Genomic DNA, 16,102 nt, shown 5'->3' with positions numbered 1-16,102 from the left:
GCTCAGTCCCGCTCGTACGACATGCGCATCGACTTCTTGACGTGCGGACTCGGCTTCGGCGGCGCGTCCAGCTTGATGCCGAAGTACTTGTCGTACGCCGCCAGCAGGTCGTCGTCGTTGGTGATCCGTTCGATGCGCCGCTCGTCGCCGTCGATCACGACGAGCTTGTTCTCCCGCAGGATGATGCGCCCGTTCTCGGTCGGCAGCGTGCAGGACAGGTTCTGCAGGAACGGCGAGTCCGGTGAGGTGCGGTACCACCACAGCACCTGCATGCCGTCGGCCGCCACGACCGGCTCGTCGTAGAAGCGGTACTGCAGCGCGTCGGCCCGGAAGACGTCGGTGGCGTTGTCGGCGACCCGCTTGGTGGAGAAGGTGCCGTGCGGGTCCTCCTGCGGCTGCGGCGACTCCAGCAGCAGCGGGTAGCGGCTGCTGCGACCCAGGCCGACGTCGCTCAGCCACCGCTGCTCGCCGATGCGCACCGTGGTCACCGAGTGGTTGTACGGCGGCGTGAACTCGTGCCCGAGCCAGACCCGGCCCTGGTGCAGCGTGACGTCGAAGCCCAGCGCCTCCAGCAGGTAGTGGAACGCGTTGTTGATCTCGCCGCAGCCGCCGCCGCGGTTCTGGTACACGATCTTCTCGACCACCCGCTCGTCGATGAAGATCTCCTTGCCGAGGTGGTAGTCGATGGTCTCGAACGGCACCGTCAGCTCGTGCTGCGCGTGCAGCAGCCGCAGCGCCTCGGCGTCGAGCCGCTCCGGCCGGGCCACACCGATGCGGTTCAGGTACGCGTCGACAAGCGTGTCGTCGAGCATGTGGTCACTCTCCTGTCGAGGGGAAACGGGCGAACAGCTTCGCCGCGTTGGACCGGTTGACCGCGGCCCACCACCCCGGATCGAGGTCCGCGTGGCGCGCCACTCCCGCACCGATCGAGGCGCCGAAGGACTCCGGCATGAACGGGTAGTCGGAGCCGACCAGGACCCGTTCCGGATCGGCGAACAGCCGCAGCGAGGCGAGCGCGTGCCGGCCGCACATCGCCACGTCGAAGTAGAGGCGGCGGAGCACGGCGAGGGGATCGTCCGGCAGGCGGTCGGCGAGGTCGCGGTTGATGACCGGGCCGTAGGTGAGCCGGTCGGCGTAGTAGGTGACCCCGCCGCCGCCGTGCGGCAGGATGATCCGCAGCTCGGGGAACCGCTCCAGCGTGCCGTTGTAGAGCAGCTGCGCCACCAGCCGCACCGTCTCGAACGGGAACTCGTACAGCGACAGCGGCAGCCCGAAGGCGGGCTGGCCGGTGGCCGGCGGCGCCGCCGGGTGCACGAAGATCGGCGTACGCCGCCGCTCGGCCTCGGCCAGCAGCGGATCGAGCCGGCGGTCGCCGACGTAGAGCCCGTCGTAGTTGGTGAGCAGCCCGAGTCCGTCCAGGCCGAGCACGTCGACCGCGTGGACGAACTCCGCCACGCAGTCGTCGAGGTGGGGGAAGGGCAGCACCGCGAACGCGCCGAAGCGGCAGTCGCCGGCCGCCACGAACTCGGCCAGGTACTCGTTCAGCCGCCGCGCGAGAGCGCGGCTGCGGGCGCGGTCCAGCGACGGTACGCCCGGCCACAGGCTGACGATCGCGGCGCGTATGCCCTGCCGATCCATCATGGCGAGGCTGCCCGACCGGCTCCACGTGGGGCGGTCCACTCCGGAAAGAACCGTGGAACCACCCAATTCGCGAAGCTCGGCCGCATAGAAATCGGGAATTATGTGATGGTGCACGTCGATGGCGTCCATCCACGGTGACCCGGCCGGACCGTTTACGGGGTTGGCGTCCACATCCGCATGGTGGTGACCGGAGCGCGCCCGGCCAAGGCGGTGCGGGTGAATATGTCACGTCGGCTCCGCCGGTTGCCCTGCCCGTTGCGGGTGCCATACATTGACCGCAGGTCTGGTCTGGAGGACCGTCGACACTATTCGCCGCGAAGTCGGTGCCCGTCCTTATCGCAATTTTCGCGATCGACGGCTGGTGAAGAAATGGACCTGGCGCATGCTCACATATTCGCGTGGCGACCGGCCGATCGGTGTGCTCGGCACCGGCTCCTACCTGCCCGGCCGGGTGGTGACTAACGACGAGGCGGCCGAGCACGCCGGCGTGACCGGCGACTGGGTGTACGAGAAGACGGCCATCCGGCAGCGGCGGTGGGCCAAGCCGGACGAGGCGACCTCCGACCTGGCGATCGGCGCGGCGCGCATCGCGCTCGCGGACGCCGGCGTCGACGCGGCCGACCTGGCGCTCGTCGTGGTGGCCACGTCGACGCCGGACTCGCCGCAACCACCCACGGCCAGCGTCGTCGCCCACGAGATCGGCGCCGGACGGGGTACCGCCGCGTTCGACGTCAACGCGGTGTGCAGCGGCTTCAGCTACGGGCTCGCGGTCGCCGAGCGGCTGGTGACCGCAGCGGGGGACCGGCCGGCGCTGGTGATCGGCGCGGACGTCTACTCGCGCATCCTGTCGCCGCAGGACCGCCGCACAGTGGTGCTGTTCGGCGACGGCGCGGGCGCCGCGGTGATCGGGGTCGGTGGCGCGCACCGGGTCGTGGCCACCCGGCTGCTCAGCTTCGCCGAGGCGCGCGGGCTGATCGGCGTGGCGGCCGGTGGCAGCCGCCTGCCGGCCTCCGAGCAGACGCTCCGCGACGGCTCGCACCACTTCCGGATGGACGGCCGGGGAGTACGCGAGTTCATCGACACGTACGTGGTCGCCGGCATCGCCGAGTTCCTGGCCGAGCACGGTGTGCCGCCGCACCGGCTCGGGCATCTGGTGCCGCACCAGGCCAACGGCCGGATCCTCGCCTCGATGGCGGAGCGGCTCGGGCTGCCCTTCGACCGCGTCGCCAGCACGTACACCGCCTATGGCAACACCGGCGCCGCCGCGGTGCCCATCACCTACGACCAGCTGTGCCGCTCCGGCCGGGTCCGCGTCGGTGACCTCGTGCTGCTCACCGCATTCGGCGGCGGGATGTCCATGGGGATGACCCTGCTCCAGGCCGGCTGAGCCCGCCCGTCGCGCGTCAGGAGGTGCGCCGCAGGGCCGGCTCCGGCCGGCCGTGCGTCGCGAGCACCGTGTGCGCCGCCGACGCCAGCGTCACGTGGCGGTGCCAGCCCCGGTACGAGCGGCCGGTGAAGTCGCGCAGTCCCACCTGGTCGCCGGTGGACTCCAGGTCGTCGGTGACCCGCCGGACCAGCGCCGCCCGGCGGACCAGGTCGGCGAGGCCGATGTCGCCGCGACTGGTCAGCCACAGCTGGCCGGGCTCACCGCGCCCCGGCGCGCTCAGCTCCACCAGGAGCAGGGGATCGTAGCTGCGGGTGCTGGGCAGCCGAACCGCGACGGTGCCGGCCAGCACCGGCGGGCGCGCCGTGAGCCCGAAGACCGGCCGGCGCTGGTGCCGTACGGTCGCCGCCAGGTCGCCGGCCGGCTCGGCGGTGGCGCCGGCGGCCGGGACCAGCCGCAGGCCGGCGGGCACCCGGACCAGCACCGGCGCTCCGGCGGCCCGTAACCGGCGGACCACCGCCTCGACGTCCATCTCCCGCGCGTCCACCACGACCAGCTCGCCGGCCGGCGCCCCCAGTTCCAGGTACGCCTCGACGGTGCAGGCGCCCAGCGACTGGGCGACCAGGTCGTCCGGGATGGCCGCGCGCCGGCGGCGCTTCTCGTCGGACAACCAGTCCTCGTTGAGGTGCAGCCGCCAGTTGACCGGCGTGACGACGCTCGTCGAGGCCGCCCAGAGACCAACCGCGTGCTGCGCGTTGAGGGACTGCCCCAGGCCCGGCGAGTACCGGCGGCCGACGCCCACCGAGTGCGTCCCGGCCTTGCGGATCAGGGTCGGTTGCAGCACCCAGGTCCGGGCCCCGCTGATCCGCGTGACGTGCCGGGCGAGCGCCCGCCGGACCGGCATCCAGTCCCAGGTGGAGTCGCTGACGAAATGGTGCAGCGCCTGCTCCGCGGCGGGTTCCGTGGAGATCGCGGCGATGTTGCGGATCGACTTGCGTCCCCGGGCCAGCAGCAGCCCGCGGACGTACTCCCGGCCGCGCCGTCGCTGATCGCTGCGCGGCAGCCCGGCCAGGATGTCGTCACACAGATCCGTCAGGTCCTCGTCCAGCAGCATCCTGCCTCCTCGCGGCGCGGCGGCGAATGCACACGAGCTTGGAACCCGCGGCGAGGATGGTCGAGGTGCTGGCGGCACCGCCCTCGGGGCCACAGTGGTTGGCCGAGGCGCAGGTCGCCGGGAGGCCCGCGGGGCGGGCGTCACTTGCCGATGTGCAGCGCCTCCCGGATGAACATCTGCGCGAAGGTCGGCGCGCCGGTGGTGGTGACCACGTCGATGAACTGGCCGACGTGGAGGTCCTCGGTCGCCTCCCGGACGAGCAGGTCGGCCAGGTCGGTGCGGGAGGTGAACCGGCCGGGGAGCCGGCGCGGCTCGGCCCGGTAGTCGGTGACGCCGTCACCGTCAAAGAGGCCGGCCGGACGAATGACCGTCCAGTCCAGACCGCTTTCCGACACCACCTTCTCCATCCGCGCCATGTCCTCGTAGACGGTGCGTCCCATCCGCAGCAGGATCGGCGCGATGATCTTCTTGAACGTGAACGTCTCGCCCTCGGCGTGCTCGCCGCTGGTGCCGGTCGACGTCACGCAGACCAGCCGGCGCAGGCCGTGGGCCCGCATCGCGGCGATCATGTTGGCGGCGCCCTCGGAGTAGGTTCGCACCGTCTCCTTCGTGTACGGCACACCCAGCGTCGAGATCACCGCCTGCTGGCCGGCGACGGCGGCGTCGACAGCCGCGGCGTCCAGCACGTCGGCGCCCACCACCCGCAGGTTCTCGCCCCGCACCGGGAAGGACTCCGGACGCCGGGTCACTGCTGTGACGACGTGACCCCGGGCCATCGCCAGCTCGGTGGCCAGCCGGCCGGTGGGGCCGTTCGCGCCGAACACCACGAGTCTCATCTGGCCCCACCTCTTCGTCGGCGCGAGGGTCGAACGACGGTCCAGCAGTCGAACAACGTTCCGGTGCCCGACCAATGTACTACGCTCACGGGCGGAACAGGCAGATTTCGGGCGAGGCGGGTGACGGGATGGCGGAGCGGAGCCGGAGCCTGTGGCTGCGGACGACGTCGGCCGGGCGGCCCGACCCGCCACTGACCGTCGAGCGCATCACCGCCGCCGCGGTCGAGCTGCTGGACGAGGACGACGTCGGGCAGCTCACCATGCGCCGCCTCGCCGACCGCCTCGGCGTCGGCACGACCACGCTCTACTGGCACGTGGACACCAAGGAGGACGTGATCGACCTCGCGGTCGACGCGGTGTTCGCCGCCACGCCGCCACCGCCGCCCGGCGACGACTGGCGGGCGGACGTCACGACGCTGCTGACCGAGCGCCGTGCCGCGCTGCTGCGGCACCCGTGGTCGGCGGTGATGCGACGACGCCCCGCGGTCGGCCCCGGCTTCCTGTCCTGGATGGAGTTCCTCCAGGCCACCCTGACCCGCGCCGGGTTCACCTCCCGGGACGTCACCGCGGCGAGCTGGGTGCTCTACAGCCACGTCCAGGGCTCCGCGGCCAGCCAGGCCACGCTGCGGTGGTCGGCGGCCGAACGCCGGGAGGGCCAGCTGATGCTGGAGCGGCACAGCGCCAGCTATCCCACACTGGCCGCGCAGCGGCACCTGCTCGACGACGACTGGGACACGAACTTCGCGCTCGGGCTGGCGTACGTGCTCGACGGTCTGACCGCCCGCGCCGCAGCCGGCGCCACCTGAGGCCGGACACGCCGAACCGGCCCGCGCCGGGCGGGCCGGTTCATGTCGGAGTCAGAGGCCGAACTTCTCCGCCAGCAGCCGGCGGTCCACGTACCTGATCGCCGACGTGGTCTGCTCGCGGCCGATCTTGTACGCGGTGGCCACCTCGACCAGCCGCAGCGCCTGGTACTCGATGGCGGCGAGGTTGTCCTCGTGGACGTTGTTCGCCTCGTGCCGGGAGACGCTGCACGTGCCGTACGGCGCGCCGTTGTTCGGCAGGCCGAGCACCTCGACGCTGGAGCCGTTCGGGACGATCAGCGAACCCCAGTGGCAGATGCAGTTGTGCAGCGCCAGGATGGCCGCCTGCTGCCCGGCGTGTGGCATCGAGCCGGACGCGAACACGGACACCACCTTGTTCGCCAGGTCACCCGGAATGGCGACCGGTCCGGAGTGGTCGATGAAGTCGAGGATCTGCGGAGCCGGCAGCCCGTAGTGCACCGGCGTGCCGATCATGATGGCGTCCGCCGCGACCAGGTCCGCGAGCGTGGCCACCGGGACGTCCGCGGTCTCGGCGTTGAGCTCGGCGTACGCCTTGTGGTCGAGCACCATCGGGCTGGGCAGGTCGGGCACCTTGTAGAGCTGCGCCTCCGCGCCCGCCTTCACCGCCGCAGCCGCCGCTGCCACGGCCATCTGGTAGGTATTGCCGCTGCGGGAGTGGAAGATGATTGCCACCTTGATCACAGGAACGCTCCTCACGAGTCGATGCGCCTGGGCATCGCATGGGCCATCTACGGGCATCCTGTCGGCCGCGCCCCGCCCGGCAAACGGCGCGGATCTTAGTTAGTCACCTCGATGTCCGCCGGGGCCGCGACCTGACAGAACCGGCCCGTCACCGTTGACCGGTCCGTCCCGGTCCGGGTGTGCTGCGCCCATGTCGAACGCTTCCGCGGAACCGCCCGCCGCACCCACCGACCCCGCCGCGCTCCTGCCCCTGTTCGAGCGCGCGTTCAACAACCGCGATCTCGACCAGCTGGAGCAGCTCTACGAGCCGGACGCCCTGCTGATCCTCGCCCCCGGCACGGTCCTGACCGGCGACCAGAGGCGCGCGCGCAGCCGGGAGGAGCAGCACTTCCTGCCGATCAAGGTGGCCGTCCGCCACCAGTACGTCACCGGCGACATCGCCCTGGTGATCAACGACTACGTCCACGAGGGAACCGGACCCGACGGCACCCCGCTCCGGATCGAGGGCACCGCCGTCGACGTGCTCCGGCGCGGCGCGGACGGCGCCTGGCGCTGCGTCATCAGCAACCCCGCCGGCCTGGGCGCCGCCGGTCCCACCGCACCCTGACCACTGTCGACACCGGGCCGCAGCGGCGCCGGTGACCGGCCGGCCGGACGGTCAGCCCGTCAATCGGGCGACGATGTCGGCGGCCGGGCCCGGCACGGCGGACGCGAAACCGGTCCCGGCCCACAGGTTCAGCGCCTCGGCGTCACCGAGACGTGCCGCCGCGGCCCGGATCGGCGCGGTCAGGTGGTGCACCGCCGGATAGGCGACCGGCGCCGCCGCGGAGTAGGCGTCGGTGAAGCGGTTGGCCAGGGCCCGCGCCGGATGACCGGTGAACGCCCGGGTGACAACGGTCCGGCGGAAGTCGCCGGAGAGCATCGCGGCGCGCTGCGCCGGCCGGGTGCCGGCCTCGTCGGCGAGCAGGAACGCGGTGCCGCTCTGCACCGCCGCCGCGCCGGCCGCGCGCAGCCGCGCGACATCCTCGGCGGACGAGGTTCCGCCGGCCACGACGACCGGCAGGTCCGTGACCGACCGTACGGCGGCGAGCAGGTCCCGCGCCTCGCCGCGCGGCCGGTAGCCGGACGGATCGGTGGTCGAGGCGTGCCCGCCCGCCGTGCCCGCCTGCGCGACGAGCGCGTCCGGTCCGGCGGCGACCGCCCGGCGGGCCTCGTCGGCCGAGGTGACGGTGATCAGCACGTGGCATCCGGCGTCGCGCAGCGCCCGCACCACGCCCGCCGGCGGTACGCCGAACGCGAAGCTCACGAGCGGGACCGCGTACGCCACCGCCAGGTCCACCTTCGCGGCGAAGTGGTCGTCGTCGTGCCGGCGCGGCGTCGGCAGGTCCACCCCGTACCGCTGCGCCTCCGGCAGCAACAACCGGCGGTACGCCTCCACCCGCGCCGGGTCCGGCTCGGCCGGGGTCGGCACGAAGATGTTGAGCCCGTACGGCACGCCGGCCGCGCGCGTCGCGCGTACCTGGTCCTCGACGGCCTCGGGGGTCTGGTAGCCGGCGGCGAGGAAGCCGACCGAGCCGGCCCGGGCGGCGGCGGTGACCAGCGCCGGGTTCGACGGACCTCCGGCCATCGGGGCGACCACGAGGGGAGGGAGCAGCTCGGTCATGGCGTGACCCTACGTCGGTTCCGGACGACAGCGAGTGCGGGGAACCCCGTCCAGGGGTTCCCCGCACCCTGTGGGGGAAGGGCTCAGATCCGGGCCGCTTCCTCGACCCCGGCCGGGGGAACCGGGGCCGTCTTCGCCCGCCGTCCGGGCATCCACCAGTTGGCCTTGCCGCACAGCTCCATCACGGCCGGGACGAGGATCATCCGGACGATGGTGGCGTCGACGAACACCGCCACCGCCATGCCCAGGCCGACCTGCTTGACCGAGACGTCGGGGCCGAGCATGCCGGTGGTGAACACGGCGATCATGATGGCGGCTGCCGCCGTGATCACCTTGGCGGTACGGGCCAGACCGCGGGTCACGGCACGGCGGGTGTCGCCGGTGCGCTCGTACTCCTCACGGATCCGCGAGATCAGGAAGACCTCGTAGTCCATGGAGAGGCCGAACAGCAGCGGGAACATCATCATCGGCACCCATGTCGTGATCGGCATGGAGGTGGGGAAGCCGAGGGCGGACCCGAGCCAACCCCACTGCACGATCGCCACCAGCACACCGAACGAGGCGCCGATGGACAGCAGGTTCATCACCGCCGCCTGCAGCGCGATCGTGACCGACCGCACCAGCACGACGAGCAGCAGCAGGGACAGCAGGATGACCACGGTGATCATCACGGGCAGCCGGGAGCTGGTCTCCTCGGCGAGGTCGATCGCGCCGGCGTTCGGGCCGCCGAGATAGACCTCGCGGCCGCCGGACGCCGCGGGGAGCACGTCGTCGCGCAGCTTGTGCACCAGGTCCGCGGTGGCCTCGTCCTGGGCGCCGGTGCGGGGGAAGGCCATGAAGACGGCGGCCTGCCCGTCCTGGCTGATCCGGGGCGGCGTCGCGTACGCCACGCCCTCGGTGCCGCTCACCGCGGCGACGACCGGACCGAGGTCGCTGTTTCCGTCGCCGACCTCGGCGGCGAAGATCAGGGGAGCGCCGTAGCCGGGGCCGAAGCCCTCGGACAGGATCTCGTACGAGGTGTAGCTGCTGCGGTCGCGGGGCTGGACGCTGGCGTCGGGCAGGCTCAGCCGCATCGACAGCAGCGGCGCGGTCAGCACCAGCAGGATGGCGGTTGCCCCGAGCGCGGCGATGACCGGGCGGCGCTGCACCACGCCGGCCCAGCGTTCCGCGAGCGTGCGGCGCTCCTGCTTCGGCGCGTCGGAGCCGGCCTGCCGAAGGGGGCCCCGGCGCGGTACGCGCAGACCCTGGATCTTGTAGCCGGCGAAGCCCAGGAAGGCCGGCATCAGCGTGACCGCGGCGATCATCGTCACCAGCACCGTCGCCGAGGCCCCGAGCGCGACGCCGTTCATCATCTTCTGGCCCATGGCGATCAGGCCCAGCAGCGCGATCATCACGGTGGTGCCCGCGAAGAGGACCGCGTGACCGGCGGTGGTGATGGCCTTGACCGTGGCGCTCTCGGGATCGTCCCCCTCCACCAGGCTGTCCTTGAAGCGGGTGAGGATGAACAACGCGTAGTCGATGCCGACGCCGAGGCCGATCAGCACGGCGATGAGCACCGTGAAGTCCGGTGAGGGGACCAGGTGTCCGACGAGCTTCATCAGCGCGACGCCGCCGAGCACCGCCAGCAGCGCGGTGACGATCGGCAGGCCCATCGCCACCAGCGAGCCGAACGCGAGGAACAGGATCACCGCGGCGGTCACCACGCCGACCGCCTCGGCCGGACCCTGCGGGGGCGTCTCCGCCTTCTCCGCCCGCTCGCCGCCCAGCCCCAGTGTCACGCCGTCGCCGGAGGCGTCCTTGACCGTGTCGACGAGTGGCTTGGCCTCGGCCTTCTCCACGTCCATCGAGGTCAGCGGGATCGTCGTCCGGGCGATGCGGCGGTCGGCGGTGACCAGGTTGCGGTCGTCGTAGGGCGAGACGATCGGCCCGGTCACCGGTGAGGCGTCCAGGTCGGAGATGACCTTCTCGATCTTCTGCCGCGCCGCCGGGTCGTCGATGCCCCGCTCGGCCTTGATGGCCAGGGTGAGCGTGTCGCCCCGCTGCTCGGGGAAGTGCTTCTCGATCAGGGCCTGCGCCCGTGCGGAATGGGAGTCCCCGCCGGAGTAGACGTTGTCCGGGGCGGCGCCGTAGCGGAAGCCCAGGAACGCCAGGGCGATGACGCCGACGATCCAGGTCAGGAGCACCAGTCGACGACGCCGGTAACAGAACCGCGCCAATCCCGCCAGAGCTCCGTCTGTGCGGGGAGTCTCGGTAGGCATCATCTTCTCCTCAAGTCAATAAGCGCTCTACCTAATGGTCGTGAACAGGCACTTCTGTGTCGCCGTACGGATGCAGGCACTTCCTGGACGTCGCTACCACGGTTGCGGTACTCCATTTGCAGTACACCTGTCGGTATCCGGTCAGCGCCGTATCCTGCGCTTTCTCTGTCGGCAGAGCGGTGCGGTGACCCGCCGCCGTCGACCGCCCGCGGGAGCGGTCGCGTCCGGACCGGGCAGGAGTGACGCCGTGTTCCGGTCGGAGCTTGTTTCACCTGGTCATGATGGTGCTGGACGTTCGGCCGGCCGGTCCGGGACGGTCCGCGGCGAGGGCTGTTTCGGTCATGCGTGCGAGTTCTGCCAATCGTGGCATTGTTTAGGTAAGTCCGATATCAGCGGGATGCTGCCTGATATATGACGGCTGCGCCGGGGCCTGCCGGATAGTTATGATGAGCGACGACGGTGATCGATGGCAAATGTGGTTGCTGTGGGGTAGCGTCATCGACCGAGTCCAGGCTTTTCTTGAGCTGTGTGCGCATATTCCGGGGGGATTATGACAACGGGACGGCCGCGGGAGAACGAGGCGACAGCCGCAGCACGAAATCCGGTGTGCGCCGCCGGGGGGCCGGTGTCCCAGCCGGGGGGCGGAGGGAGCGACGAGCAGGTCCTGCGCGAGATCCTCGGGGTCGACGTGCACCGCGAGCTGATTGACTTCGCGGGCGGTGCCGGCGGAAATCCGCACCTGGTCGCCGAACTGGCGCGCGGGCTCGCCGAAGAGGGATTGATCCGGGAGAGAAATGGTCGGGCGGAATTGGTTTCCCGTCGAATTCCCCGGCGTGTGCTGAGTTTTGTCATGCGGCGATTGAATGACGTGAGCGCCGGCTGCCAGCAGTTTCTGAAGGTTGCCGCCGCATTGGGCAGATCCTTCATGCTGGAGGACGTCTCGAGAATGCTGGGCAGATCGTCGGCGGCCCTGCTCCCGCCGGTGGACGAGGCGATCGCCTCGGGCTTCGTCGTGGCCGCCGAGCATCAGCTCGCCTTTCAGAGCGATTTCCTGCTGCGCGGCATCATCGAGGCCATTCCCGGGCCCGCCCGCGACGCCTTACGACGTGAGGCGATGAGCCTTTCCGGGCGACGCAGCCCGGTGGCCGACCGGAATCGCCGGATGGACGCCGCGACTGCCGCGCCGGTGAGCGCGGCCGGAGAGGACGCCACCGGATCCTGTTCCCGCGCGCACCGCCTGATCATGAGCGGGAACGCCGAGGCCGGCGTCCGTGTCGCCGAGGCGGTTCTCGCCGGCCCGGCCGCGTCGCCCGCCGCCCGGCGTGACGCGCAGGCGTGTCTGGTGCTGGCCGATCTCCTGCTCGGCGGCGAGGGCACCGATCCGCTGACCGAGGCGATCCTGCGGGAACGCGACGCCGAGTCCGGTGACGCCGCGCTGGCGATGGCGCTGACCGCCCGGTCCACCGGGCTGTGGTCGGCGGGAAAGCTGGCGGAGGGCCTGGAGCTGGGACGGGCGGCGGTGCGGGCCGGCGCGGAGGCCGAACCGGTGTGGCGTCTGCACGCCCAGCTCGCGCTCGCCGGCAAACTCGCGAACCTGCGTGAGTTCGACGAGGCCGAGGCGCTGATCAACGAGGCGGAGGCCGGCCTGCGCGGACTGCCCGCGCCGATCTGGACGGCCGCGCCGGCGGTGATGCGGTCCCGGCTGCTGCTGCAGGCCGGGCGGATCGGGGACGCGCGCCGGGAGGCGGCGCTGGCCACCGCCGCCGTGGCCGGGGACGCGGTGCCCATGCTGCGGCCCCTCGCCTACGCGGTGCTCAGCACCGCCTCCTTCTACATGGGCGACGTGCCCGCCGCGATCGAGTACCTCAGGCGGGGGCAGAAGGACGCGGACCGCCACGTGGTCCTCGACTCGGTGCAGTACTCGTGGGCGGAAGTGCTGATCACGGTCAAGCAGGAGGGCCCGCGGGCCGCCGCCCGGCTGCTGGCGGGCAAGCACCGCCGCCTGCCGACGCGACGCCGCCTGTACGTCGAGGTGCCGAGCGCCGCCGCCTTCCTGGTCCTGCTCGCCCGCGACGTGGACGACCGTGACCTCGAACGCCGCGTCCTCGCCACGGTGGACGGGCTGGCCGCGGACAATCCCGGGATCCAGGTCGTCAGCCTCACCGCCATGCACGCCCACGCGCTGGCGAACAGCGCCCCGGCGGCTCTGGCGCTCATCATCGTGCAGTCACGGGACCCGATCTCGGTGGCGCTGGCCACCGAGGAGCTCGCCAAGCTCTACGCCGCGCAGGCCCAGGCGGGGGGACGGCCGGTGACACCGGCCCGCGCCGAGGAAACCGGCGTCCCACCGGCGAGCTGCTGGTCGACCCTGTCCGACATGGAGCAGCGGATCGCCTACCTGGTGAGCGTGGGCCTGACGAACCGGCAGATCGCCAAGCAGGTCCACCTGTCCGCGCACACCGTCAACTACCACCTGCGGAAGGTCTACCGGAAGCTGGGCTTCAACACCCGGGCCGAGCTGGCGCACGCCGCGGCCACCTACTCCAGCCGTGCGGCGATCTATTCGATGACCGGCGAGCCGGACTGGGACACGGGCTCCGTGACCGGCAAGGCCAGCTGAACCGCGTCTCCGGCGTCCGCCGGCTGAACCGCGCCCGTCCGCCGGACGGCCCGCTCAGCCGGCGGACGCCGGCTGGCGTGGGGTGGCCAGCGCCGGCCGGACCGCCTCGTGCGCGATGAAGCAGCGGGTCAGTTCGACCCGGCTGTTGATGTCGAGCTTGGAGAAGACGCGCCGCAGGTGGCTGTCGACGGTGTGCGGGGACAGGAACAGCGAGCTCGCCGCCTCACGGTTGGTCATCCCGTCCACGATGGCCCGCACGACCCGCAGCTCCGCGCTGGTCAGGCTCTCCCACCCGGACCGGGGCCGGTCCGGGACCAGCGGGCGGACGTTGTGCGCGGGCACACCACGCAGCTCGGCCTCCACGCGGTCCAGGTCGCGTCGCGCGCCGCACTCGCGGTAGGCGTCCGCCGCGGCTTCGAGGAGCCGGATGGCCTCGGCCCGGTCCCGGGTGCCCCCGGCCGCGTCCTCCACCGCGCCGGCCGCGGCCAGCGTACGGCCGGCGAGCCGGTGCAGATCCGCGGCCCGCAGCAGTGCCGCCGGATCGTCGCGCAGCAGACCCGCGGCGTGCTCGGCCGCCGCCGCCAGCGACTGGACGAACGGATTGCCGCGGGCGACGCGCCGGGCGACCTCCACGGCCCGCTCGGCCTCCGCGTCGAGCCCGGCCCGGCGGGCGTGGCGGACGAGCGCCGCCGCCGCGGCCGGCGCCTCGGTGAACAGCAGCGGATCGGGTACGACCTGCCCGGCGACGTCGATCAACGTCTGCACCATCATCGCCGGACGGCCGCTGGCCGCGTGGAACCGGGCCAGCGCCCAGTCCATCCGCGCCGTGTCGTCGGCGCCGGCCAGCCGCTCGGCCGCCCGTAACTGGTCGCTGGCCGTGGCGAGGTCACCGCGGTGCACGCTCAGGTGGGCCAGGACCAGGCGCGCCGGTACGCAGTCGGCCGGCCGGGCGCGATCGGCGGCTCGCAGCGCCGCCTCCGCCTCGGCGCGCGCCTCCTCCAGCCGTCCCGCCGCCGCCAGCAGCTCGGCCCGGTGGCCGCGCCGGAGCGTCTCCGAGCCGGTGTGGCAGGACTCCCGCGTCGTCGGCCGTACGGTGTCCAGCACCGCCTGCGCCTCGTCGCGCTGATCGGCCGCGGCCAGTGCCCGGACCAGCCAGGTCCACAGCGGCCGCCCGCCGGGCGCGCAGCCCGGCGACGGGGTCCCGGGCTCCGGCCCGGCGGGCGACGCACCGCCCAGGCGCTTCGTGACGTCCGCGAGCGCCCGGTCCAGCTTGGCCCGGTCCAGCTCGCACACGTCGCGGCGGGCGCGCGTGCGCCGCAGGAAGCCGGCCGCCAGGCGGTGGCTGCCGGCGGCCCGCATGCCGTGGCCCAGTTCGAGCACGAGTTGCGTCTCGACGTCCGCCGGGAGGTCGCGGCGCAGGATCACCTCCGCGAGGCGGCCGGCCTCGGTGGGCCGTCCCGCCCCGGCCAGCAGGCGCAGCGCACGGGCCAGCGCCCGCGGCGCCTCGGCGGACCTGTTCTCCAGGTGGGACACGGCCTCCGCCACCACCTCGTCGCACCCGCACCGGCCGGAGCGCGGCGCCGGCCCGGCCGCCGCGACGGGCACTGCCGCCTCCGGCGCGGAGCGGGCGACACGTACGCCGGCGGGGGAGTGGGGCGGACCGAGCCGCCCGCGCGGGGCCGGGCCGTCCGCCACGTCGCCCGCCGCCGGCGCGGTGGCGGGCTCGGCGCGCTCCGGTCGCGGGTACGCGGCGTGCCGAAGCGCCTCGCCGACGACCTGGTGGGCGAAGGTCAGCTCCGCGCCGTCGCGCCGCAGCAGCCCGACCCGTACCGCCTCGTCGATCGCGGCGGACACGTCGGCGGCCGGCCCGTCGAGCAGGCCCGTCACCCGGTCGGCGGGGAACGTGTGGCCGAGCCGGCCGGCGGCCGCGAGCAGGCGCCGCAGCGGGGGCGGCATCTCCTCCAGCAGCCCGTGGACGGCGGTGAGGACACCGTCGGGCAGCCCGTCGGACACCACCGACGCGGCGCCGTCCACGATGATCATCTGGCCGGCCTTGATGAACGCGCTGAACACGTTCTCCATCACCTTCGGGTTGCCGCCGCAGCGGGCCGCCCAGCGCAGGACGGAGGCGTCCGGCCGGGCGCCGAGGAGGCCGGCGCACAGGTCGGCCACCGCCTCCTCGCCCGGCTCGCGCAGCCGTACCCGTACCGCGACGTGCTCGGCCAGCCAGTCGACGGCGTGCTGGGCGATCGACCCGGCGGCGACCGGCCGTCGGGCCAGCAGCCAGAGCACCGGCGAGGACGCCAGCCGCGGCACGAGTCCGCGCAGGGCGAGGGCGCTGACGTCGTCGATGCGCTGGGCGTCGTCCAGGGCGACCACGAGCGGACGCCGGCGCGCCGCGACCTCGACCAGATCGCCGACCCGGTCGATCAGCCAGAACGGGTTGGCGCCCGGGACGGCGAGCTGCTCGACCGCCGCTTCGCCGGGCATCGCGTGGCGCAGGAAATTGACCAGCAGGTGAACGGGCACCGGCTGGTCCGTGACGCTTGCCCGCCCGGCCACCACTGTCAGCCCGCGGGCTGCCGCCTCCAGGCCGGTGACCTTCAGCAGGTGGGTCTTGCCGATGCCGAACGGCCCGTCGACCACGACGCAGCCGCCGGAACCTCGCACGGTGGCGTCGAGCAGTTCCCCCAATGAGGACAATTCCCGCTCGCGCCCCGCCATGCGATTCATGATGACCATCCCGTTTTTCCTCTGCTGAATCGTCCGACGCGCGCCGCGAGTCGAGGTCCTCGGGCGTTCGACCGTCCGTTCTGGACAGTTGAACGCCGGATCGGTGCGGGCTACTCAGTTATACGGGATCTGCGGCCGTTCGTCGGCGACGTCGCTGGCAGCGCCCACTACTCGCGTGAGTAGTGGGCACGGTGACGGAGTGCGATTACTGTCAGGCCATGCCGGAATCGGCATGCCGGCGCGGACGAAATGGCGGCGCCGATGGGGAGATCGGCGTCGTTTCCGCGCCGGCGGGACCGTCCGGAACGGAATCGACTGATCGCGGCT

The 16,102-nt window shown here is 72.6% G+C and carries 12 protein-coding genes; 4 read left to right on the top strand and 8 right to left on the bottom strand.

Going from position 1 to position 16,102, the window contains the following annotated elements; translation table 11 throughout:
• Positions 1–2: 2 nt before the first annotated feature.
• Positions 3–812, bottom strand: coding sequence for an arylamine N-acetyltransferase (locus DQE82_RS15250; protein ID WP_051610887.1), 810 nt, complete (start codon positions 810–812; stop codon positions 3–5).
• 4 nt (positions 813–816) lie between these two features.
• On the bottom strand, positions 817–1,770 hold the full coding sequence (locus DQE82_RS15245; protein WP_113973023.1) for an amidohydrolase family protein: 954 nt from the start codon (positions 1,768–1,770) through the stop codon (positions 817–819).
• Between the two features lie 253 nt (positions 1,771–2,023).
• On the opposite strand from DQE82_RS15245, the gene DQE82_RS15240 reads away from it, so the two are divergent.
• A complete protein-coding gene (locus tag DQE82_RS15240) occupies positions 2,024–3,028 on the top strand; it encodes a 3-oxoacyl-ACP synthase III family protein (protein ID WP_069088363.1) in 1,005 nt (334 codons plus the stop codon).
• A 16-nt stretch (positions 3,029–3,044) separates the two neighbouring features.
• Here DQE82_RS15240 and DQE82_RS15235 read toward each other — a convergent pair whose 3' ends face one another.
• Together DQE82_RS15235 and DQE82_RS15230 are read right to left on the bottom strand one after the other, a co-directional pair.
• Positions 3,045–4,139 carry a transposase gene (locus tag DQE82_RS15235; protein WP_113973022.1) on the bottom strand — a complete coding sequence of 365 codons (1,095 nt, stop codon included), beginning with the start codon at positions 4,137–4,139 and terminating at the stop codon, positions 3,045–3,047.
• Between the two features lie 140 nt (positions 4,140–4,279).
• Positions 4,280–4,975 carry an NAD(P)-dependent oxidoreductase gene (locus tag DQE82_RS15230; protein WP_043323041.1) on the bottom strand — a complete coding sequence of 232 codons (696 nt, stop codon included), beginning with the start codon at positions 4,973–4,975 and terminating at the stop codon, positions 4,280–4,282.
• Between the two features lie 128 nt (positions 4,976–5,103).
• Between DQE82_RS15230 and DQE82_RS15225 the strand changes: the two genes are divergently transcribed.
• Positions 5,104–5,781: a TetR/AcrR family transcriptional regulator gene (locus DQE82_RS15225; protein ID WP_064445529.1), complete on the top strand. Its 678-nt coding sequence runs from the start codon at positions 5,104–5,106 to the stop codon at positions 5,779–5,781.
• A 51-nt stretch (positions 5,782–5,832) separates the two neighbouring features.
• Here the strand turns inward: DQE82_RS15225 and DQE82_RS15220 are convergent, their stop codons facing one another.
• Positions 5,833–6,501 (bottom strand): NAD(P)H-dependent oxidoreductase, encoded by a 669-nt coding sequence (locus DQE82_RS15220; protein ID WP_113973021.1) that lies wholly within the window; start codon positions 6,499–6,501, stop codon positions 5,833–5,835.
• A 190-nt stretch (positions 6,502–6,691) separates the two neighbouring features.
• Here DQE82_RS15220 and DQE82_RS15215 point away from each other — a divergent pair, with 190 nt between their 5' ends.
• Positions 6,692–7,108: a DUF4440 domain-containing protein gene (locus DQE82_RS15215; RefSeq protein WP_043323046.1), complete on the top strand. Its 417-nt coding sequence runs from the start codon at positions 6,692–6,694 to the stop codon at positions 7,106–7,108.
• A 51-nt stretch (positions 7,109–7,159) separates the two neighbouring features.
• Here the strand turns inward: DQE82_RS15215 and DQE82_RS15210 are convergent, their stop codons facing one another.
• The gene (locus DQE82_RS15210; RefSeq protein ID WP_113973020.1) at positions 7,160–8,164 is read right to left on the bottom strand and encodes a nitronate monooxygenase family protein; all 1,005 of its coding nucleotides are present in this window, start codon (positions 8,162–8,164) and stop codon (positions 7,160–7,162) included.
• An 83-nt stretch (positions 8,165–8,247) separates the two neighbouring features.
• The gene (locus DQE82_RS15205; protein ID WP_197494845.1) at positions 8,248–10,347 is read right to left on the bottom strand and encodes an MMPL family transporter; all 2,100 of its coding nucleotides are present in this window, start codon (positions 10,345–10,347) and stop codon (positions 8,248–8,250) included.
• Positions 10,348–11,347: 1,000 nt separating this feature from the next.
• Between DQE82_RS15205 and DQE82_RS15200 the strand changes: the two genes are divergently transcribed.
• A complete protein-coding gene (locus DQE82_RS15200; protein WP_147265139.1) occupies positions 11,348–13,042 on the top strand; it encodes a LuxR C-terminal-related transcriptional regulator in 1,695 nt (564 codons plus the stop codon).
• Positions 13,043–13,096: 54 nt separating this feature from the next.
• Here DQE82_RS15200 and DQE82_RS15195 read toward each other — a convergent pair whose 3' ends face one another.
• A complete protein-coding gene (locus DQE82_RS15195; protein ID WP_158559975.1) occupies positions 13,097–15,766 on the bottom strand; it encodes an AAA family ATPase in 2,670 nt (889 codons plus the stop codon).
• Between the last annotated feature and the right edge of the window lie 336 nt (positions 15,767–16,102).

Origin of the sequence: Micromonospora sp. LHW51205 (assembly GCF_003315815.1) — a bacterium.
Lineage (GTDB): Bacteria > Actinomycetota > Actinomycetes > Mycobacteriales > Micromonosporaceae > Micromonospora > Micromonospora chalcea.
Note: the sequence above shows the minus strand (reverse complement) of the source record. Positions and strands in the feature narration are given on the sequence as shown.